Genomic DNA, 18,922 nt, shown 5'->3' on the forward strand with positions numbered 1-18,922 from the left:
GAAATATCGAAATTTCGGAACAGCCTCCGCTGTCGTCGCACCAGATGCTATGGGTGCGTTGTCTTGCCTCTTGCTGCGCCAGGGCATTTCTCCTGACAGGGCGTGCGTGTCGCTTGGATGTTGTGTTCGCTGAACCTGGGCCGCGTGCGGGTTGTTTACGGCCTGTCGTCATTCCCTCGCCGTGCACACGGCGCAATCTTTGAGGAGTGAGTTCTTTGAGGCGAACACGTTCCACTTCACGAACCCGGATGCGACGGCGGGTTGCCTGGCGCCGCGCCGTCGCGATCGGGGCCGGTGCCGCACTGGGCGTCGCCGGCCTGAGCACCCCGGCCATGGCGGTGCTCGACAACTACCCCGACGACCCGGCCGAGGCCGGGGCGAGCGTCCTGATGTCCTCGGTGATGGAGCAGGAGCTCCTCGGCGCGGCGACGTCGGACGCCGGGTTCCCGACCAACCCCGGCCCGAACGAGGGCGGGCTCGACGTCGACCTCCTGGGCGGCCAGCTGCTGGCCCTGGGCGACATCGAGATCCCGGTCGCGCAGTTCATCGACTTCGGCCAGCTGGGCGCGCTGTCGAGTGTCAGCGAGGCGTCCTCGCCGCTCGACGGGCACGCTGCCTCCGGCCTGATCGGCCCCGACGGCGGCCTCTCGCTCGACAGCGAGGAGGCCGACTGGGGCACCACGACGATCGACCTGCTCTCCGTCGCGGACGCGGTGGGCGTGGGCGGCATCACCGATCAGCTCGTGGACCGGCTCGACCTCGAGCTCGGCGCCTTCGGCTCCGAGGTCATCGCCGAGGACGGCGTCTTCCTCGACCCCGACGGCGGCGTGACCGGCCCCGGTCAGTACATCGCCGGTGACGCGTCGCTGTGGCTGCACTCGCCCGCCATCGAGGACGCCGCGGCGCAGATCCACGACCTCGGCGGTCAGGTCGACACCACCGTCGAGGACCTGGCGAACCAGGTGTTCGACGCGGCCGCGCTGGCCGCCGCGCTGGGTGTCCCGGGCATGCCCGAGCCCGACTGCACCATCGACTCGAACATGCAGGAGAACATCGTCAACGCGGTGGTCGGCGAGCCGCTCACCTCGGCGAACCAGCTCATCACGCTGGACCTGTCCACCGGCGAGCTGGAGATCCACCTGGAGCACCTGGTGGAGGGCGGCACCGACCCGTGGGGCGGCGGCGACGACGCGGGCCTCAACGGCCTGCCGCCGAACACCGAGGTGATCAACGAGGGCACCTACCCGCAGATCGCCGAGACGGTTCACGAGCTGATGGAGGAAGCCGCGCAGATCATGGCGACCGCCGTCCAGGAGTCGCTGCAGTCGATCACCTTCACCTGCACCTTCCAGGGCACGGGCCCGCTGCCCGGTGACGTCATCGACGTCACCTGGGGCCCGTTCACCCTGGAGGACGCCGTGGCGGGGACCTTCCCGGCGCCCGTGACCAACTGCGCGGGCCCGACGGCCCCGGCCCTGTGCCTGGCGCTCGTCACGGCGATCAACACGGCCGGCCCGGTGCTGTCCCCGGTCTTCGCCTCGGTCTACGACTTCCTCATCAGTGACGAGGCCGCCCAGGTCTACGAGCTGCTGATCAACGACATCAAGACGGGTCTGGTCACCTCGACCATCGGCGCCGCGCTGGCGCCGGTCTTCGACGTGGTCCAGCAGTTCGTGTCGCTCCAGATCAACCACCAGGAGACCACCACCTGCGCCCTGCCCGACGGCACGGAGACGATCGGCTCGCTCGAGGTCTCGGCCCTGAGCCTGGGCGTGATGGCCGGCGGCACCGACCTGGGCCGCGTCGGCCTGGGCAACTCCGGCGTGCGGGTCGACGCCTGCAACCTGGTGGCCGCCGGCACGATCGGTGACCTCGTCTGGGACGACGCCAACGGTGACGGCATCCAGGACGCCGGCGAGCCGGGTGTCCCGGACGTGACGGTGAACCTGCTGGACGCCGCGGAGATGCAGGTCGGCACCACGACGACGGACGCGGACGGGGCCTACCTGTTCACGGAGCTGCCGCCCGGCGACTACACGGTCGAGTTCGTGGCGCCGGACGGCACCACGTTCACGACGCAGGACGCCGGCGACGACGCCACCGACTCCGACCCGGACCCGGCCACCGGGCTGACCGGCACGGTGACGCTCACGGCGGACGCCCCCGAGAACCTCACGGTCGACGCCGGTCTCGTCCCGGCCGACCCGGGCGTCGACCCGGCTCTGTCGGCCGACCCGGGCGAGGTCGTTCCGGGTGAGTGCACGGTGGTCACCGGTACGGGCTACACGCCGAACTCGACGGCCACGGTGCAGCTCTTCGACGCCGAGGGGAACCCGGTGGGTGACCCGATCGTGGTCGAGACGGACGCGAACGGCGAGTTCGTCACGGATCTGTGCGTCCCGGAGGACGCCGAGCCCGGTGACTACACGATCATCGGCACGGACGACACGACGGGCCTGGAGGGCGAGGCTCCGCTGACGGTCCTGCCGCCGACCGGGATCGACCCGGCTCTGTCGGCCGATCCCGGTGAGGTCGTTCCGGGTGAGTGCACGGTGGTCACGGGTACGGGCTACACGCCGAACTCGACGGCCACGGTGCAGCTCTTCGACGCCGAGGGGAACCCGGTGGGTGACCCGATCGTGGTCGAGACGGACGCGAACGGCGAGTTCGTCACGGATCTGTGCGTCCCGGAGGACGCCGAGCCCGGTGACCACACGATCATCGGCACGGACGACACGACGGGCCTGGAGGCGGAGGCTCCGCTGACGATCATCCCGCCGGACGGCGTCGACCCGGAGATCATGGCCGACCCCGACACGGTCTTCCCCGGCGACGAGACGGTGATCTCCGGTACCGGCTACACGCCGGACAGCACCGCGACGGTGCAGCTGTACGACCCGGAGGGCAACCCGGTCGGTGACCCGATCGTGGTCGACACGGACGAGAACGGGGAGTTCAGCTTCCCCGCCGTCGTCCAGGAGGACACGGTCCCGGGCGAGTACACGATCGTCGGTACGGACGACACGACGGGCCTGGAGGCGGAGGCTCCGCTGACGGTCCTGCCGCCGGCCGGCATCGACCCGTCGCACGTCAACGACCCCGCGGAGGTTGCCGCCGGGGACGTCACCACGGTGATCGGTGAGGGCTACACGCCCGACTCGACGGTCACGGTCCAGCTGGTCGACGCCGAGGGCAACCCCGTCGGCGACCCGATCGTGGCCGACACGGACGCGGACGGCAGCTTCACGACGCCGCTCACGGTTCCGGAGGGCACCGAGCCGGGCGACGGCTACGCCACGATCGTCACGGACGACACCACCGGCGTCCAGACCGAGGCCCCGCTCGAGGTCCTGGACGGTGGCGGCCCGGGTACGCCGGAGCCGGTCCTCGTGGCCGACCCGGACGAGCTGCCCCCGGGTGACTGCACGATGGTGACGGGTACGGGTTACACCCCGGACTCGACGGCCACCGTCCAGCTCTTCGACGCCGAGGGGAACCCGGTGGGTGACCCGATCGTGGTCGACACCGACGCCGAGGGCGGCTTCACCACCGAGGTGTGCGTGCCGGCCGACGCCGAGCCGGGCGACTGGACCATCGTGGGTACGGACGACACGTCCGGTATCCCGGCGGAAGCCCCGATCACCGTCACCGACGGTGGCGCGGACTGCTCCACGAGCCCGCCGGTGCTCTCCACCACGACCGAGGTCGTGATGCCGGGTGACGAGATCGACGTCACCGGTACCGGCTTCCCGGCCGGTGTCCCGACCGCGGTCCAGCTGCACGACCCGGAGGGCAACCCGGTCGGCGAGCCCGTCATGGTCACGCCGGACGAGACCTGTGCCTTCGAGCTCACGCTCACGATCCCCGAGGACGCCGAGCCGGGCGTCTGGGAGATCGTCGCGACGCCGGAGGACGGCAGCGAGGGTGCTTCGGTGCCCGTCGTCGTCGGTGGCGGCGACGGCGAGGCCCGCGAGCTGACGGCGTGGTTCGACCACGACGTCCGCACGCCGGGTCAGGAGCAGACGTTCCGCGCCGACGGCTTCGAGCCCGGTGAGGCGGTCACGGCCATGCTCCACTCGTCGATGCTCGACCTGGGCGAGAAGACCGCCGACGAGAACGGCGAGGTCTGGTGGACCTTCACCGTTCCGGAGGGCTTCGACCCGGGCACGCACGTCGGCATCGCGACCAGCGTCGAGCAGGGCGACAGCGCGATGGCCACGTTCGACGTGCCGTGCCCGAAGTGCGACGGCGGTGACGGCGATGGTGACGGCAACGGTCACGGCGACGACTGCGACCACGACGGTGCCTGCGGTGGCCACGACGGCGACGGCGACGGCAACGGTCACGGCGACGGCGACGGCAACGGCCCGGGTCACGACGGTGACGTGGACGGCGATCTCGCCGCGACCGGTTCCGACACCGCGGTCCTGGTGGCCATGTCCCTCCTGCTGCTCGCAGCGGGCGCGACGCTGATCCGCCGCCGTCAGATCCTCGCGCGCCGCTCGCAGGCCTGAGCGGTGCGGAGCACACGCGAGGTAGTGCCCCCGGGCGCTGAGTAGTCCCTCGCGTCACCCGGCAGGGCCTCTCGTCACGGCAACCCCGTGACGGGAGGCCCTGCCGTCGTTCCCGGTCGCGGCGCGGTGGTCCGTGCCCGAAGATCGTGGTGGCCGGGGGATCCCGGCACAGGCTTTCAGGGGGTAGTGGTGCCGGACCAGGAGATGGGCCGACGACGGCGGTCGTGGCCGGGCTGGATCCGCCGCGTGGCGGTGATCCCGGGGGGACTGCCGGTCGTCGCGGTGGTGGCCGTCGTGGTGCTCGTGTCGGTCGTGTGGACGGCGGGGCCGACGACGGGGGGTGAGCAGGAGGGCGCGGGCGCCCCCGCGGCGTCGTCGGACACCGTGCGGGAACCGGGCTGCGGCGCGGGCGAACCGCTGACCGAGACGCTCAGCAGCGGCTCGGCGTGGACGATGTGCTGGCGGATCGACCCGGACACGGGCCTGGTGCTGGAGGACGTCACGTTCGTGCCGGCGGGGCACGAGCAGGTGCGGGTGCTGGCGTCGCTGACCATCGGGCAGCTCGAGGTGCCGTACGACTCCGGCGTGCGCAGCACGGAGGACATCACCGCCGAGGGGTTCGGCGGGCGGTCGATGCTGGCGCTGGGCCAGGAGTCGTGCCGCGGCGAACGGCTCTCCGCGCCGATCCCGACGCTGGGTGACGGCGAGACGGGGACCGTCGGGACGCGCGAGGTGCTGTGCCGCGAGACCGTCGACGGCGGGATCGCCTACCACGCGAAGGACGAGCGGGCCGACGCCGTCCCGCTGGTGGAGCGCCGCACGGATCTGCGGCTGTCGACGATCTCGAAGGTGGGCTGGTACGAGTACGTCACGCAGTACACGTTCGGCGCGGACGGCTCGATCACGCCGGAGCTCGGGGCGACGGGGGACCTGTCGCCCGCGGACTACTCGGATCGCTCGCACGGCTGGGCGGTCGGCGAGGGCGAGCACGATCACGCCACGAGCCATTCCCACAACGTGGTGTGGAAGGTGCACTGGGCGCTCGGCGGGCGCGGCGGCCAGGTCGTGGAGCAGTACGACGCCGAGGACACGCCCGAGATGGGGCCGCGCTCGCGGGTCGTGGCCGGCCGTCTCCTGCCGATCCCGCGCGAGGACACCCGGGACCGGGAGAACCGGCGCTGGTGGCGGGTGGTGAACCCCGCCCTGCTGAACGACGACGGCCATCCGGTCAGCTACGAGATCGGGCTCGGGGCGACGTCGTCGTTCACGTTCACGCACGACGACGACCACGAGCACGGCGGCTACGACATCGCGTTCACCGAGGCGGAGGGCTGCCAGGAGTTCGCGACGGCGAACCGCGACGCGCACTGCGGGCGCGGCGTGCCGGACTACGTCGAGGACCGCGAGCGGCTGGACGACGTCGTGTCCTGGGTGGCGGTGGGCTTCCACCACGTCCCGCGCGACGAGGACCAGAGCCCGATGGAGTCGCACTGGCAGGGCTTCACGATGGTGCCCCGCGACGTCACGGCGACCCGTCCGGACGTCCCGCCGGAGCGGGAAGGGATCAACGGCAGCCCGCCGCCGGCGGGGTAGCTTCGCTGCCCGGCGGCCGGGTGGCTCCGCCGCCCGCGGGACAGGGTCGGTGCTACCTCCCGCCCGGCGTGCCGCTCAGCGGGGGAGGTGGGCCTCGATCTCCTTGACGATCGCCGGGTCGTCCGGGACCGTGCGCGGGTCGAAGCGGCGCACCTCGCCGCCGGGCAGGACCAGGAACTTCTCGAAGTTCCAGCGGATCCGGCCGGTGTGGCCCTCGGCGTCGGCGGACTTCTTGAGCTCCTCGAACAGGGGGTGCGTGTTGCGGCCGTTCAGCTTGACCTTGTCCACGACCGGGAACGTCACGCCGTACGTCGCGGAGCAGAACTCCGCGATCTTGTCGTTGCTGCCGAGTTCCTGGAAGAACTGGTTGCTGGGGAACCCGATCACGGTGAACCCGCGGCTGGAGTAGTCCTTCTGCAGCTGCTCGAGCGCCGCGTACTGCGGCGTCAGCCCGCACCTGGAGGCGACGTTCACGACGAGGACGACGTCGCCGGCGTGACCGGCGAGCGTGGTCTCGCTCCCGTCCATCCGCCGGAAGGGAATGTCATAGAGGCTCATACGCCCCATCCTGACATCCCTGCGTGAACGGCTGGCAACGCTGCCACGCGCGCCGCGCGCCGTCGTCCCCGTCCGCCACGAGCTTTGGCGAGCCACCACGAGCTTCCCGTCGAAGTCTCTCGGGCGATGCACGGAAACCTCGGGGTCACCCACCCAACCTCGTGGCCCACCACGATGCGAGGGTGAGATCCGGCCCGGGGGCGGCTGCCGACGGGCGGCTCAGGGGGTGGCCGGGAACTCGCGGAGGTCGAGGCGGGACTCGAAGCGGCGCGGCTCGCCGGTGAGCGGGTCCTCGAACTCGATCGATCTGGCCAGGAGCTGGAGGGGGCGGGAGAAGTCGTCGTCGGCGTCGTCGCGGAGCACCGGCCAGAAGGGGTCGTTCAGGATCGGGAGGCCGAGGCCCGCCATGTGCAGGCGGAGCTGGTGCGTCTTGCCGGTGTGCGGTTCGAGGCGGTAGAGGCCGAGCCCGCGGGCGTCGTCGCGATCCACCAGCGTGATCCGCGACTCGGCGTTCGGCTCGCCGGGCACCTCCTGGGCGGGCGCGGTCCCGCGCAGCTTCACGATCCGCGAGCGGATCGTGACGGCCTGTCCGCCCGCCAGCCGGCGGATCAGGCCGGTGTCCGACGACGAACCGCCGGCCGGGTCGCCGGACGCTTCGCCGCCCGTCGCGGCTCGACCGCCGTCGTCCGCGGGGCTCGGCACGAGACCCGGAAGCGGGGCGACCGCCTCGTAGACCTTTCGGACCCGCCTGTCCTGGAAGAGCATCTGGTACGCGCCGCGGACCTCCCGGCGGACAGTGAGGACGAGCACCCCGGCCGTGGGCCGGTCGAGGCGGTGGGCCGGGCTGAGCTCGGGCAGGTCCAGCGCGGCGCGGAGCCGCACCAGCGCGGTGTTCCGGATCCAGCGGCCCCGCGGCATCGTCGAGAGGAAGTGCGGCTTGTCCACGACGAGCAGGTCGTCGTCGCGATGCAGGATCTCCGGATCGAACGGGATCCCGGGCTCGTCCGGCGGCGGGTCGCGGTACAGGAAGAGGAACCCGCGCGGCTCGTACGGGGTGTCGGCGGTGATCGGCTCGCCCCGCCCGGTCACGACCTCCCCGGCGGCCACCTTGTCCCGCAGCCGCGCGCCGTCGTCGGGAAACCGCCCGAGCAGCCACGCGTACGCGGTCGCGTACCGCGCGACGGTCTCCCCGTCGTGCGGCAGCACGAGCCGCGTGGGATTGAGCCCGTCCCGCACGGGCAGAGGTGAACGCACGCCCCACGGTAACCGGTGGGAGAATCACCCTCGTGAGCACTGCCCCGTCCCTTGGTCTGCTGCCCGGGTTCCTGCCCGAGTACCCGGCGCGCGCCGTCGTCGATCTGATCGCGATCCGTGACAACGTCGTCGCGTTGCGGCGGGCTGCCGGCGGGGAGCGGGAGACCGCGCTGATGGCCGTGGTCAAGGGGGACGCGTACGGGCACGGGTTGCTGCCCGTGGCCCGGGCCGCGCTCGCCGGCGGGGCCACGTGGCTCGGGGCCGCTCAGATGGGGGAGGCGCTGCGGCTGCGGCAGGCCGGGATCACGCCCGCCGAGGCGCGGGTGCTGACCTGGTTGTACGCGCCCGGCGCCCCGCTGGAGGAGGCGATCCTCGCGGAGATCGACGTCGGCGTCGCGGACACCTGGGGGATCGACGCCGCGGCCGACGCCGCCCGCTCCGCCGGGCGGCCCGCGCGCGTCCACCTCAAGGTGGACACGGGGCTCGGCCGCAACGGGCTCACCCCGGCCGCGCTGCCGGCCGTCCTGCGGCGGGCAGCGGAACTCCGCGGCCTCGTCGAGATCACCGGCGTCATGTCGCACTTCGCCTGCGCCGACGAACCCGGCCACCCCAGCATCGACGCCCAGGCCAAGCTGTTCGAGGACACCGTGAGCGCCGTCGAACAGGCCGGCTTCACCCCCGAGGTGCGCCACCTGTCCAACTCCGCCGCCACCCTCACCCGCCCCGACCTGGCCTGGGACCTGGTCCGCACGGGCATCGCGATGTACGGGCTGTCGCCCGTCCCGCAGGCGGGGGTCCCCGGCGCCTACGGCCTGCGCCCCGCGATGACCCTCGAGGCGCGCCTCGCCACGGTCAAGCGCGTGCCCGCGGGCAGCGGCGTCTCCTACGGCCTGACGTACTCCACGCCGCAGGACACCACGCTCGGCGTCGTCCCCCTCGGCTACGCCGACGGCATCCCCCGCCACGCCAGCGGCGGGTCGTTCGGCCCCGGCGGGCCGGTCCTGGTGGGTGGCGGCGTGGACGACGTCGCGTCGCGCGAGGCCGGGCCCGGATCCGCCCGGGTGGTCCGCGTGGCGGGCCGGGTGTGCATGGACCAGATCATGCTGGACCTCGGCCCGTACGCGACCGAGCAGGCAGGCGACGTCGTCACGCTGTTCGGGAGGTCCGACGGCGTCGAGCACGCCGGCGCGCCCAACGCCGAGGACTGGGCGCAGGCCGCCGGAACCATCAGCTACGAGATCGTCACCCGCCTGGCCGCGCGCGTCCCGCGCGTGTACACGGGTGCGCAGGAGGTGGGCGCGGACCCGGAGCTGGGCGCGCTCGCCGGGAGAGGAGCGTTTTCGTGAACGGGACGACGACGGGCGTCACGCTCGAGCTGCACGACGCCGACGCCACCCGCGCCCTGGGCGCGGCGCTCGCGAGCGTCCTGCGGGCGGGGGACCTGGTGATCCTGACCGGGGACCTCGGGGCGGGGAAGACGACGCTGACGCAGGGGCTCGGGGCGGCGCTGCACGTGCGGGGCCAGGTCGCGTCGCCGACCTTCATCATCGCCCGCGAGCACCCGCCGCTGGTGCGCGAGGACGGCTCACGCGGGCCCGCGCTGGTGCATGTCGACGCCTACCGGCTGGGTGGGCTCGACGAGCTGGACGCGCTGGACCTGGACTCGTCCCTGGAGGAGTCGGTGACGGTGGTTGAGTGGGGCCGTGGCCTGGCGGAGGCCCTGACGGAGGACCGCCTGGAGATCGACCTGGCCCGCCCCCGCGGCGGCGACCCGGACCCGGACAACCCGGAACTGGGTACCCGGATCGCGACCCTACGAGCGATCGGCCCCCGCTGGTCGGGAATCGACCTGACCACGCTCCAGGACTGACCGAACCCGGAAGCGCGGAAGCCTTCACCCCGGGGGCTGGACCCGGAAGCGCGGAAGCCTTCACTCCGGGCCGGCCCTGGAGCCGGGACCTACGATCAGCGATCCCGGATCCACGAACCCGCTCCCGCCGGAGCCTCAGACGTACTGTGAGTGGGTCAGTAGCATGTCAGTGCCGCAATTCGGCTCTTCGAATGGATTCGAAGTGCTGCTGACGCCACCGCAGTTCGTGGTGGACCGAGGGGCGTGGGTGGGTGTGGGGCCCGGGGGGTGTCGGGCCGGTCAGGGGGCGGTCGCTGTCTCGCGGGTCGGGTCGTTGGACCATTGGGACCAGGAGCCGGGGTAGAGGGCCGCCTCGATGCCGATCGCGGCGAGGGCGGCGACCTCGTGGGAGGCCGTGACGCCGGAGCCGCAGTAGACGCCGACGGCCGGAGTGCCGGCCTGGTTCCCGGGCGACTCGGCGGCGGAGCCGGTGCGGGGCGAGGACGCCTCGGGTGCCGTCTCGGGTGCTGCTGGTGTGGCCTCGGGTGCCGTCTCGGGCGCGCCCGCGGGTGCCGTCCCGGGGGCTGCTGCTGGTGTGGCCTCGGGTGCCGTCTCGGGCGCGCCCGCTGGTGCGGCCCCAGGTGTCGTCTCGGGTGTGGCGTCAGGTGCCGTCTCGGGTGCGCCCGCTGGTGTGGTCTCACGTGTCTCGGGCGCGGCCGTTGGTGCCCGGCCGATGCCAAGTTCCGCGAACCGCTCGCGCAGGCGCGCGTCGTCGAGGAACCGCCCGGTCTCGTCGAGGTTGCCGGTGGTCGGCGCCGACACCGCGCCTGGGATGTGCCCGGCCTGCGGGTCCACCGGTTCCACCTCGCCCCGGTACCGCTCCGCTGCCCGGGCGTCGAGCAGCACGCCGTCGCCGGCGGCGAGCGCGGCGGCGTCGTCCGCGTCGAGGACCGGCATGCCGCCGGGGCGGACGACGACGTCGCCGGGCTCGGCGGTCACCTCGCCGGTCTCCAGCGCGAGGCCGGCCCCGGTCCAGGCGGCGAGCCCGCCGTCGAGGACACGGACGTCGTCGGCCCCGAAGTACCGCAGGAGCCACCAGGCGCGAGCCGCGGAGGTCCCGCCGACGCCGTCGTACACGACGACCCGCGACCCCTCGCGGATGCCCCAGCGCCGTGCGGCCTCCTGGAACGCGGCCGCGGACGGCAGCGGGTGCCGCCCGGCCGCGGGCGAGGCCGCCGCCGCCAGCTCGGTCTCCAGGTCGACGTACACCGCGCCGGGGATGTGACCGGCCTGATACTGCGCGGCACCGTCGGTCATCCCGAGCGCCCACCGCACGTCGAGCAGCACGGGCGCGCCCTCCGCCGGATCTGCTGACCCGGCCGCGGCCTGTGCCGGATCTGCTGACTCGGGCGCGGCCTGCGCCGGATCTGCTGACCCGGCCGCGACCTGCGCCGGATCGGCCGACCCGGGCGCGGCCTGCGCCGGATCGGCCGACCCGGGCGCGACCTGCAGATCAGCGGCCAGTTCTGCGGCGTCGATCAGAACGTGCTGCCTCATGCGGGGTCTTCCTCTCGTCGCGACGGCCTTGGTGCGGTCAGCCTATGTGCCGATGTGACGTCCGACCACGGCCGCGCCTGATTTTGCGGTATGCCTCTCGCGGTGCAGGCCGCAATCGCGCGTGTCAGCGCTCACACGCGCGATTCCTGCCTGCACCGCGAGAACAACCTGCCGGGCAGATGTGCGAAACCCGGCGCGACGGCGCGGCGCGGCGCGGTCTCAGGCGGCGTCGTCCTCGCCGGGGGTCGCCGCATCGGGCCGGTCCTCGTGGTCCGTGCGCAGGTCCAGCCGCATCGTGTAGGCGTCCTTGTTCTCCGGCTGGTAGTAGCGCTTGCGGGTGGTGAGGATCTCGAAGCCGTGGTCGCGGTACATCGCCAGCGCCGGCTCGTTGTCGACCCGCACCTCCAGCAGCAGGGCATCCGCCCTCAGCGCCCGGGATCGCTCGATCAGCGCCCGCAGCAGCCTCCGGCCGACGCCGCACCGCTGGTACTCGCGCGTGACGCCGATCGTCATGACCTGCGCGACGTCGCCGTCGAACCACAGGCCGGCGTACCCGACCACCGGCTCCGGGCCGATCGACCCCGGCTCGTCGACCGTGGCGACGACGTACCAGCGACCGAGCCCGGCCAGCTCGTCCGCGAGCATGCCGTAGGTCCAGGCGCCGCGGCCGAAGAGCTCGCGCTCGAGGTGGAGCACGCGGTCGAAGTCGGAGCTGCGCAGCGGCCGGATGTGGAACTCGGGCATATCTCCAGGGTAGATGCGCTCAGCCGAGCGCGGGAGACTTTCGCGGTGCCGATTCGTGGATGTCGGGGCGGCGCAGGTACAACGGCTCGGTCGGCAGGTCCTCGCCCGCGGCGTGCCGCGCCAGCGCCAGCCGCGCGAGCACGGTGGCGTCGGGGACGAGCGGGGCGTCGTCGTCCGCGGGCAGCACGTCCGCGTACAGGGCAGCACCTTCGCCGACGACGGCGAGCCGGGTGGCGCTCGCGGACTCGCCGAGCTGCGCCCGGGCGACGTCGGCGGCGCGACCGACATCGGGACCGGCGACGGTCTCCACGACGGGCACGCCGTGCGGGCCCTCGTGCGCGACGACGCGGTACCGCGCCCAGTAGACCTCCTTGCGGCGGGCGTCCGAGGCGACCAGCACCTCGTCGTCGGGGGCGAGCCCGAGGTCGCTCACCGCCTGGGCGGCCAGCGCGTCGATGCTCGGCACGCCCCGGACCGGGATCCCGAGCGCCAGCGCCAGCGTCCGGGCGGTGACGAGTCCCACCCGCAGCCCGGTGAACGGCGCGGGCCCGGTCCCGCCGACGACGGCGGTCAGCTCGGTGCGGTCCGTCCCGGCGTCGTTCAGGACCCTGGTGATCAGCGGCGCGAGCGACTCGGCGTGCCGCCGCCGCTCGTCGGCCGACGCCGCGGCGAGCCGCCGCCCGTCGTCCCCGACGAGCGCGACGGACACCGCGGCTGAGGTATCGATGGCAAGAACTGGCACGCCCACCAGCCTAAGCGCTCCCTGAAAACCCCCGGGGACCAACAGGCTGCAGAACTGGCGTCAGTAGCACCTCGGTGCCGCGAAACCGGGCCTCGAAGGGATTCGATGTGCTGCTGACGGCACCTCAGGGAGTGGTTTCTGGGGTTTCCTGGATCGTGGGTTAGGCCGTGATCGTCGTCAGGGGCATCGACGAGTCGACCGGGATGTCCAGGGAGCTCGGGGCTACGCCCGCACGGACCACCGCGGAGCCGAGCGCCGCGATCATGGCGCCGTTGTCCGTGCAGTAGCGGATCGGGGGGATGCGGAGGTCGATGCCCGCCTCCGCGCAGCGCTTCGCCGCCATCTCGCGGAGCTGGGAGTTGGCGGAGAAGCCGCCGCCGATGACCAGCGTGTCCACGTCGTGCAGGCGGCAGGCCGCGATGGTCTTGGCGGTGAGGACGTCGGCCACGGCCTCGGCGAACGACGCGCAGACGTCCTCGACCGGGATCGCCTGCCCGGCGTCGGTCCGGGCCTCGACCCAGCGGGCCACCGCGGTCTTCAGGCCGGAGAAGCTGAAGTTGTAGGCGTGGCGCTCCTGGTCCTTCGGCGCGGTGAGGCCGCGCGGGAAGCGGATCGCCGTCGGGTCGCCCTCGCGCGCCAGGCGGTCGACGTGGGGCCCGCCCGGGTAGGGGAGGCCGAGCAGGCGGCCCACCTTGTCGAAGGCCTCGCCGGCGGCGTCGTCCAGCGTGGAGCCGAGCTCCGTGACGTCCGTGGCGACGTCGTCGACCAGCAGCAGCGAGGAGTGCCCGCCGGACACGACGAGCGCCATGACGCGGTCGGGGAACTCCCCGTCGACCAGCTGGTCGACGCACGCGTGCCCGATGACGTGGTTCACCCCGTACAGCGGCTTGTTCAGGCCGATCGAGAGGGCCTTGGCCGCGGAGGCGCCGATGGTGAGCGGGCCCACCAGGCCCGGCCCGGCCGTGACGGCGATCGCGTCCACCTCGGACAGGTCGACGTCGGCCTCGCCGAGCGCCCGGCGGATCGTCGGGACCATCGCTTCGAGGTGGGCGCGGCTCGCGACCTCGGGGATGATCCCGCCGTACCGCGCGTGCTCGTCCTGGGACGAGGCGACGGCGTCGAACAACAGCTCGTTCCCGCGGACGAGTGCGACGCCGGTCTCGTCGCACGACGACTCGATCCCGAGGACAAGCGGTTCTGTCATGTCCCCAGCCTAAGACGCCCACCCCGCGAGGCACGTCACGCGCGGGGTGGGCGCCGGGCCCGAGCTACCTCGCCGGCGGGAGGGGACGTCCCGCCCGCATCTCCTCGAGCATGGACTCGACGACCGCGGTCAGGTCACTGCCGGAGGCCTCCGCCACCGCGCGCTGGCGCAGGTAGCTCGGGCCGTGGCGGGTGATGTCGGCGATCAGGGCGAGCTGGTCGCCGCAGCCCAGGCGCTCGGCCGCCGGCTCCAGCTCGACCAGGATCTTGCCGATCGCCTCCGCGACCGGGAGCTGGTCGCCCTTGCGGTTGGTGATGATCGTGGCGTCCATGCCGTACCGGGCCGCCCGCCACTTGTTCTCCTTGACGTACCAGGGCGGCAGCCCGGGCAGCTCCCGCCCGTGGTCCAGCTCGGTGGACAGGTGCTCCACCAGGCAGTGGGTCAGCGCGGCCAGGGCCAGCGTCTCGGTGACGTTCGTCGGGCCGTCGCACACGCGCACCTCGATCGTCCCGTACTGCGGCGAGGGCCGGACGTCCCAGTGCAGCTCGTTGAACTCCTGGGCGACGCCGACCCGCCGCATGTCGTCGGCGTAGGCCTCCAGCTCCTCCCACTCCGTGATCGGATAGGGCAGACCCGCGGTCGGCACCTGCTGGAACAGCATCGCGCGCGTCGACGCGTAGCCCGTGTCCGCCCCCGCCCAGTAGGGGGACGACGCCGACAGCGCCTGGAGGTGCGGGTAGTACATCAGCATCCCCTGGACCAGCGGCAGCACCTTGTCGCGGTCCTCGACACCGACGTGCACGTGCAGCCCCCAGGTCACCATCTGCCGCACGAACAACTGGACCCTGTCCACCAGGCGCTCGTACCGCGTCTTGGGGGTGACGAGCTGGTCGTCCCAGTGGGCGAGCGGGTGCATGGCCCCGCCGATGACGACGGCGCCGCGGTTGCCCGCCGCCGTCGCGACCCGGCCGAGGAGCTCGCGCAGCTCCGCGCCCGCGCCGCCGACGTCGTCGCACACCCCCGTGGCGATCTCCACGGTGTTGCGCAGCAGCTCGACCTTGATGCGCGGGTCCGCGCCGTGCGGCGAGAGCTCCTCGACCACCTGCGACGCGATCTGCGACAGCGCACCGGATGCGGCGTCGACCAGCCCGATCTCCCACTCGAGACCGATGCTGGAGCGCCGTGACATGCCGAACGGCAGGGGCGTGGTCCCCTTCATGCCGCACCTCGCATCGGTTCGACGAACAGGATGGTCTGGGACCCTGCCACGCGCGTGAGAATGATCGTCGCCTCCTCGGTGCCGGTCAGGACGAGCTGCTTGCGCAGTTGCTCGGGGACGACGGCGGTGCCCCGCTTCTTGATCGTCACCCGCCCGACGTCGCGCTCGCGCAGGTAGGACTTGAGCCGCTTGAGCCCGAACGGCATCGTGTCCAGGACCCGGTAGCCGGTCGCGATCGGCGCGGGGCCGGTGACGCCGTCGCCCGCGTCGTCGCGCGGCGCCGCGGCGTCGTCGGTGGTGATGTAGGCGATGGTGGGGTCGACGAGGCGGCCGCCGAGCTCGGCGGCCGCGTGCGCGACGAGGCCGGCGCGGATGACGGCGCCGTCGGGTTCGTACAGGTACTGCCCGACGACGCCGACGGGCGCCTCGAGCCCCGCGCCGTCCGGGTGGTCCGAGGCGCGCAGCACGCGCGTGCTGGTGTGCTCCTTGCCGTCGCCGTCGACGCGGGTGCGCACCACGAGAGCACTGCGGCCGGGCCCACGGGGCGCGAGCGGACCGAACCACAGACCGGCCTCGACGACATCGTTGTCGACGGAGACCCACTGCGTCTCGGCCTCGTCCGGGAGGCCCTCGTGCGGGATGCCCGGGCCGACCTTGACGCCCAGGGCGGGGACGATCTCGCGCAGGGCGAACACGCGGTCGAGGGCGGGTTCGTAGCTGCGCGGGTCGAAGATGCGGCGGCTGCCGCCGTCGCGACCGCGGGTCCGGCGGGCCGGGTCGGCGAAGACGCCGTCGACCCCCTCGGCGCGCAGGTCGACGGCGAGGCCGTCGGCGTGACGTGCGTCGGCGTCCGGGAACTGGCGCAGGTTCCAGGCCGCGATGCGTGCGGTGACCTCGTCGAGGTCCGTGGCCAGGACCCGCAGGCCCGCCCCGGCGAACGCCATGGCATCGGCGCCGATGCCGCTGGTGAGGTCGGCGACATGGGTGACACCGGCCGCGGTGAAGCGGTCGGCGTGGAGGCCGGCCACGCGCAGGCGGGTCGCCTGCTCGAGGCCGTCGGCGGTGAACAACATCCGCTCGGCGAGCTCGCCGAACTTGGTCCGCGCCCTGGCGCGCAGGCGGGACTGGGTGAGGGCGGCCGCCGCGAGATCGGCGGCGATGCCGTCCTCGCGGAGCTTGGTGGCGGTCCGCATCGCGGATCGCTCGTCGTAGGGCGGGAGTGCACCAAGCAGCGCCCGTCCTTCAGGGCTGAGAAGTTTGCTCAGAATCGCCGCATCCATGGGCAGATCTTTCCATGTGGGTCCTGGTCATGGCGAGAGGCTGGGGAGAATTTTTCTCCGTTGTGGTGTTTGAGCTGCGCTCGGGCCGGGTCGGGACCGGCTGGACCGGGTTGGCACTCGCCTTGACCGAGTGCTAATCGCCACCTAGATTTGGGATGTCATCGTCGCACGGTCCCGCGGGTCCTGCGACGGTGCCGCGAGATGTTTCGTGCCCGCCGGCACCCGCGACGACGGCGCGCAGCCGAACGCTCGAGCTGAAGACAACCCGTCACAGAAAGAGGAGGTCCGACGTGTCGGTCCCCATCAAGCCGCTCGAGGACCGGATCGTCGTCAAGGCCCTCGAGGCCGAGACCACGACCGCTTCCGGCCTGGTCATCCCGGACACCGCCAAGGAGAAGCCCCAGGAGGGCGAGGTCCTGGCCGTGGGTCCGGGCCGCGTGAACGACGCGGGCAACCGTGTTCCCATGGACGTCGCCGTGGGTGAGAAGGTCCTGTACTCGAAGTACGGCGGCACCGAGGTCAAGTACGCGGGTGAGGAGTACCTCGTGCTCTCCGCGCGCGACATCCTCGCAGTGGTGGCCGGCTGACCTGTTCGGCCGGACGACGAGGGGCCCCGCACCGTCATGGTGCGGGGCCCCTCGCGTCCTTCACCCCGCGGTCGTCCGCCACCCCCTGGCGCGAACGTGTTCAGGGCCCTGCGATCGTGTCAGGCGGTCACCGCCGTGGCGGACTTGCCGGCGAGGATCGCGGACCGCTCGTCCTCGCTCAGACCGCCCCACACCCCGTACGGCTCGCGCACGCGGAGTGACTGCTCGCGGCACTGCATCATCACCGGACACGACCGGCAGATGGCCTTGGCTGCTTCGGCTCGACGTCGACGCGTGGACCCGCGCTCGCCTTCCGGGTGGAAGAACAGCGTGTCGTCCGCGTCGCGGCATGCCCCCTGGTACTGCCACTCCCACAGCTCCATGACCGGGCCGGGGAGTCTCGAGATCTCCGTCATGCCGAACAACCTACAAGTTGTGCAGAAGTTGTTCAAGGGGCGAATCTGCGCCAGCCGCATGCGTTCAGGTGAGGCAGAACCGCGCCACCTGTGACGAGGTTCCCAGAAGTTCGCCCTGAAACATGCGGAGATAAACGACGCACCGGGCGGATCGGTGGCGAAGGTTTGCCCGGCTCGGCAGAATCAGGTTCATGACATCGACGCGGCCTGCCCAGAGTCAGGGCGGGTCCCGCCCGTCGAGTCCCGGACTGGCCGTGGCCGCGGTGGCCAAGCGGCTGGGTGTCGCGCCCGCGACGCTGCGCACCTGGGATCGCCGTTACGGGCTGGGCCCGTCCGGTCGCACCGCGGGCTCCCACCGCCGGTACACCCCGGATGACGTGGCACGACTCCTGGTCATGCGGCGCCTCACCCTCGAGGGCCACGCCCCGGGCGAGGCGGCGCGCGCGGCCATCGAGGCGAGCGAGGAAGAGCTGGCCATGGTCCAGTCCGACGAGGCGGCGGAAGCCGGGCGCGACGGCGGGCCGGCGTCGTCCGGCGGGCCCGGGAACGACGACCGGGAGGGCGCCGACGGCGCTCGCGCGGCGGACGGCGAGACCGCGGCCGGTGCGCAGCCCGAGCCCGGTTCGCGTCGCGGGCACCTGCGTGCGCTGCCCGGCGGCGGGGAGCCGGCGCCGCGCGAGCAGGGGCGGCCCCGCCAGATGCACGGCGCGGCGTGGTCGGGCCGGGTCTCGGCGCTCGTGGACGCGGCGATCAAGTACAGCCGGACGGCCTGCGACGCGCTGCTGCGCCTCGGCCCCGACGACGACCCCTCGGCGTGGTGGACCGACCTGGTCGAGCCCGCGTTCGACCAGGTCGCCGTCCGGACCGTGCTGGCGGGGCCGGGCGAGGTGCCGGAGATGGTGCTGGCCGCCGCCGCGCTGGCCTCGCTGCGCAACTACACCGAGGAGTTCGAGCGCGAGATGGTCGAGGCGGGCGGCCCGCCCGCGAACCACCCGAGCCGGATGCGCAAGATCGTGCTCGTGTTCGCCGCCCCGGACGAGCTGGTCCCGCTGTCGGCGCACGCCCTGGCGGCGTCGCTCGCCGCGAAGGGGACGATGGCGCGGATCGTGACCGGCCCGGCGAGCGTGCACCGCTCGGTGGAGCTGGTCACGATGGTGCGCCCGGCCGCCGTCGTCCTCGCCACGACGCAGACCCGGCCGTCGCTCGACGTCGTGCACGCCGTCCACGAGGCCTACCCGGACCTGCCGCTGCTGGTCGGGATGCGCGCGGACGCCGCCGCCGGCGACGTCCCGTTCGGCCCGACGGTCCAGCGCATCCGCAGCTTCAACGGCCTGCTCCACGAGGTCCTGGCCGTCCTCCGGTAGCCCGGCGGGCCCGTGCGGCAGCCCCGCCTGCCGGACCACCC

The 18,922-nt window shown here is 72.9% G+C and carries 15 protein-coding genes; 6 read left to right on the top strand and 9 right to left on the bottom strand.

Features of this window, described 5'->3' with window-relative positions; translation table 11 throughout:
- Positions 1-248: 248 nt before the first annotated feature.
- Positions 249-4,514, top strand: a complete 4,266-nt coding sequence (locus tag ABD208_RS02010) for a choice-of-anchor G family protein (RefSeq protein WP_344098987.1) — start codon at positions 249-251, stop codon at positions 4,512-4,514.
- Between the two features lie 189 nt (positions 4,515-4,703).
- Complete coding sequence (locus ABD208_RS02015) at positions 4,704-6,107, top strand: copper amine oxidase (RefSeq protein ID WP_344098988.1); 1,404 nt, start codon at positions 4,704-4,706, stop codon at positions 6,105-6,107.
- A gap of 75 nt (positions 6,108-6,182) precedes the next feature.
- Here the strand turns inward: ABD208_RS02015 and ABD208_RS02020 are convergent, their stop codons facing one another.
- Positions 6,183-6,665, bottom strand: a complete 483-nt coding sequence (locus tag ABD208_RS02020; RefSeq protein ID WP_344098989.1) for a glutathione peroxidase — start codon at positions 6,663-6,665, stop codon at positions 6,183-6,185.
- A 219-nt stretch (positions 6,666-6,884) separates the two neighbouring features.
- The gene (locus ABD208_RS02025; protein WP_344098990.1) at positions 6,885-7,919 is read right to left on the bottom strand and encodes a pseudouridine synthase; all 1,035 of its coding nucleotides are present in this window, start codon (positions 7,917-7,919) and stop codon (positions 6,885-6,887) included.
- A 32-nt stretch (positions 7,920-7,951) separates the two neighbouring features.
- On the opposite strand from ABD208_RS02025, the gene alr reads away from it, so the two are divergent.
- Positions 7,952-9,265, top strand: coding sequence for an alanine racemase (gene alr / locus ABD208_RS02030; protein ID WP_344098991.1), 1,314 nt, complete (start codon positions 7,952-7,954; stop codon positions 9,263-9,265).
- Complete coding sequence (gene tsaE / locus ABD208_RS02035; RefSeq protein WP_344098992.1) at positions 9,262-9,789, top strand: tRNA (adenosine(37)-N6)-threonylcarbamoyltransferase complex ATPase subunit type 1 TsaE; 528 nt, start codon at positions 9,262-9,264, stop codon at positions 9,787-9,789. The genes alr and tsaE overlap by 4 nt, the downstream gene beginning before the upstream one ends.
- 279 nt (positions 9,790-10,068) lie before the next feature.
- Here tsaE and ABD208_RS20440 read toward each other — a convergent pair whose 3' ends face one another.
- From ABD208_RS20440 to ABD208_RS02070, 6 genes are all read right to left on the bottom strand, one after another.
- Positions 10,069-11,325 carry a sulfurtransferase gene (locus tag ABD208_RS20440; protein WP_425561053.1) on the bottom strand — a complete coding sequence of 419 codons (1,257 nt, stop codon included), beginning with the start codon at positions 11,323-11,325 and terminating at the stop codon, positions 10,069-10,071.
- Between the two features lie 219 nt (positions 11,326-11,544).
- Positions 11,545-12,069: a ribosomal protein S18-alanine N-acetyltransferase gene (gene rimI / locus ABD208_RS02050; RefSeq protein WP_344098993.1), complete on the bottom strand. Its 525-nt coding sequence runs from the start codon at positions 12,067-12,069 to the stop codon at positions 11,545-11,547.
- A gap of 19 nt (positions 12,070-12,088) precedes the next feature.
- Complete coding sequence (gene tsaB / locus ABD208_RS02055) at positions 12,089-12,811, bottom strand: tRNA (adenosine(37)-N6)-threonylcarbamoyltransferase complex dimerization subunit type 1 TsaB (protein ID WP_344098994.1); 723 nt, start codon at positions 12,809-12,811, stop codon at positions 12,089-12,091.
- Positions 12,812-12,971: 160 nt separating this feature from the next.
- Positions 12,972-14,015, bottom strand: coding sequence for a tRNA (adenosine(37)-N6)-threonylcarbamoyltransferase complex transferase subunit TsaD (gene tsaD, locus ABD208_RS02060; RefSeq protein WP_344098995.1), 1,044 nt, complete (start codon positions 14,013-14,015; stop codon positions 12,972-12,974).
- 64 nt (positions 14,016-14,079) lie between these two features.
- Positions 14,080-15,234, bottom strand: coding sequence for a glutamate--cysteine ligase (locus ABD208_RS02065; protein WP_344098997.1), 1,155 nt, complete (start codon positions 15,232-15,234; stop codon positions 14,080-14,082).
- Positions 15,231-16,514 (bottom strand): class I SAM-dependent methyltransferase, encoded by a 1,284-nt coding sequence (locus ABD208_RS02070; protein ID WP_344098998.1) that lies wholly within the window; start codon positions 16,512-16,514, stop codon positions 15,231-15,233. Before ABD208_RS02070 ends, ABD208_RS02065 begins: the two co-directional genes overlap by 4 nt.
- Positions 16,515-16,804: 290 nt before the next feature.
- On the opposite strand from ABD208_RS02070, the gene groES reads away from it, so the two are divergent.
- Positions 16,805-17,101, top strand: coding sequence for a co-chaperone GroES (gene groES / locus ABD208_RS02075; protein ID WP_344098999.1), 297 nt, complete (start codon positions 16,805-16,807; stop codon positions 17,099-17,101).
- A gap of 119 nt (positions 17,102-17,220) precedes the next feature.
- Here groES and ABD208_RS02080 read toward each other — a convergent pair whose 3' ends face one another.
- The gene (locus tag ABD208_RS02080; protein ID WP_344099000.1) at positions 17,221-17,517 is read right to left on the bottom strand and encodes a WhiB family transcriptional regulator; all 297 of its coding nucleotides are present in this window, start codon (positions 17,515-17,517) and stop codon (positions 17,221-17,223) included.
- 191 nt (positions 17,518-17,708) lie between these two features.
- On the opposite strand from ABD208_RS02080, the gene ABD208_RS02085 reads away from it, so the two are divergent.
- Complete coding sequence (locus ABD208_RS02085) at positions 17,709-18,881, top strand: MerR family transcriptional regulator (RefSeq protein ID WP_344099001.1); 1,173 nt, start codon at positions 17,709-17,711, stop codon at positions 18,879-18,881.
- Positions 18,882-18,922: the final 41 nt, after the last annotated feature.

Origin of the sequence: Myceligenerans crystallogenes (assembly GCF_039529775.1) — a bacterium.
In the GTDB taxonomy this organism is placed as follows: domain Bacteria; phylum Actinomycetota; class Actinomycetes; order Actinomycetales; family Cellulomonadaceae; genus Myceligenerans; species Myceligenerans crystallogenes.

Bases quoted from the DNA above. Each gene is read 5' to 3' on its own strand.
- ABD208_RS02010 (WP_344098987.1), top strand. From the start codon at position 249: ATGCGACGGCGGGTTGCCTGGCGCCGCGCCGTCGCGATCGGGGCCGGT.
- ABD208_RS02020 (WP_344098989.1), bottom strand. From the start codon at position 6,665: ATGAGCCTCTATGACATTCCCTTCCGGCGGATGGACGGGAGCGAGACC.
- ABD208_RS20440 (WP_425561053.1), bottom strand. From the start codon at position 11,325: ATGAGGCAGCACGTTCTGATCGACGCCGCAGAACTGGCCGCTGATCTG.
- rimI (WP_344098993.1), bottom strand. From the start codon at position 12,069: ATGCCCGAGTTCCACATCCGGCCGCTGCGCAGCTCCGACTTCGACCGC.
- tsaD (WP_344098995.1), bottom strand. From the start codon at position 14,015: ATGACAGAACCGCTTGTCCTCGGGATCGAGTCGTCGTGCGACGAGACC.
- ABD208_RS02065 (WP_344098997.1), bottom strand. From the start codon at position 15,234: ATGAAGGGGACCACGCCCCTGCCGTTCGGCATGTCACGGCGCTCCAGC.
- ABD208_RS02070 (WP_344098998.1), bottom strand. From the start codon at position 16,514: ATGGATGCGGCGATTCTGAGCAAACTTCTCAGCCCTGAAGGACGGGCG.
- ABD208_RS02080 (WP_344099000.1), bottom strand. From the start codon at position 17,517: ATGACGGAGATCTCGAGACTCCCCGGCCCGGTCATGGAGCTGTGGGAG.
- ABD208_RS02085 (WP_344099001.1), top strand. From the start codon at position 17,709: ATGACATCGACGCGGCCTGCCCAGAGTCAGGGCGGGTCCCGCCCGTCG.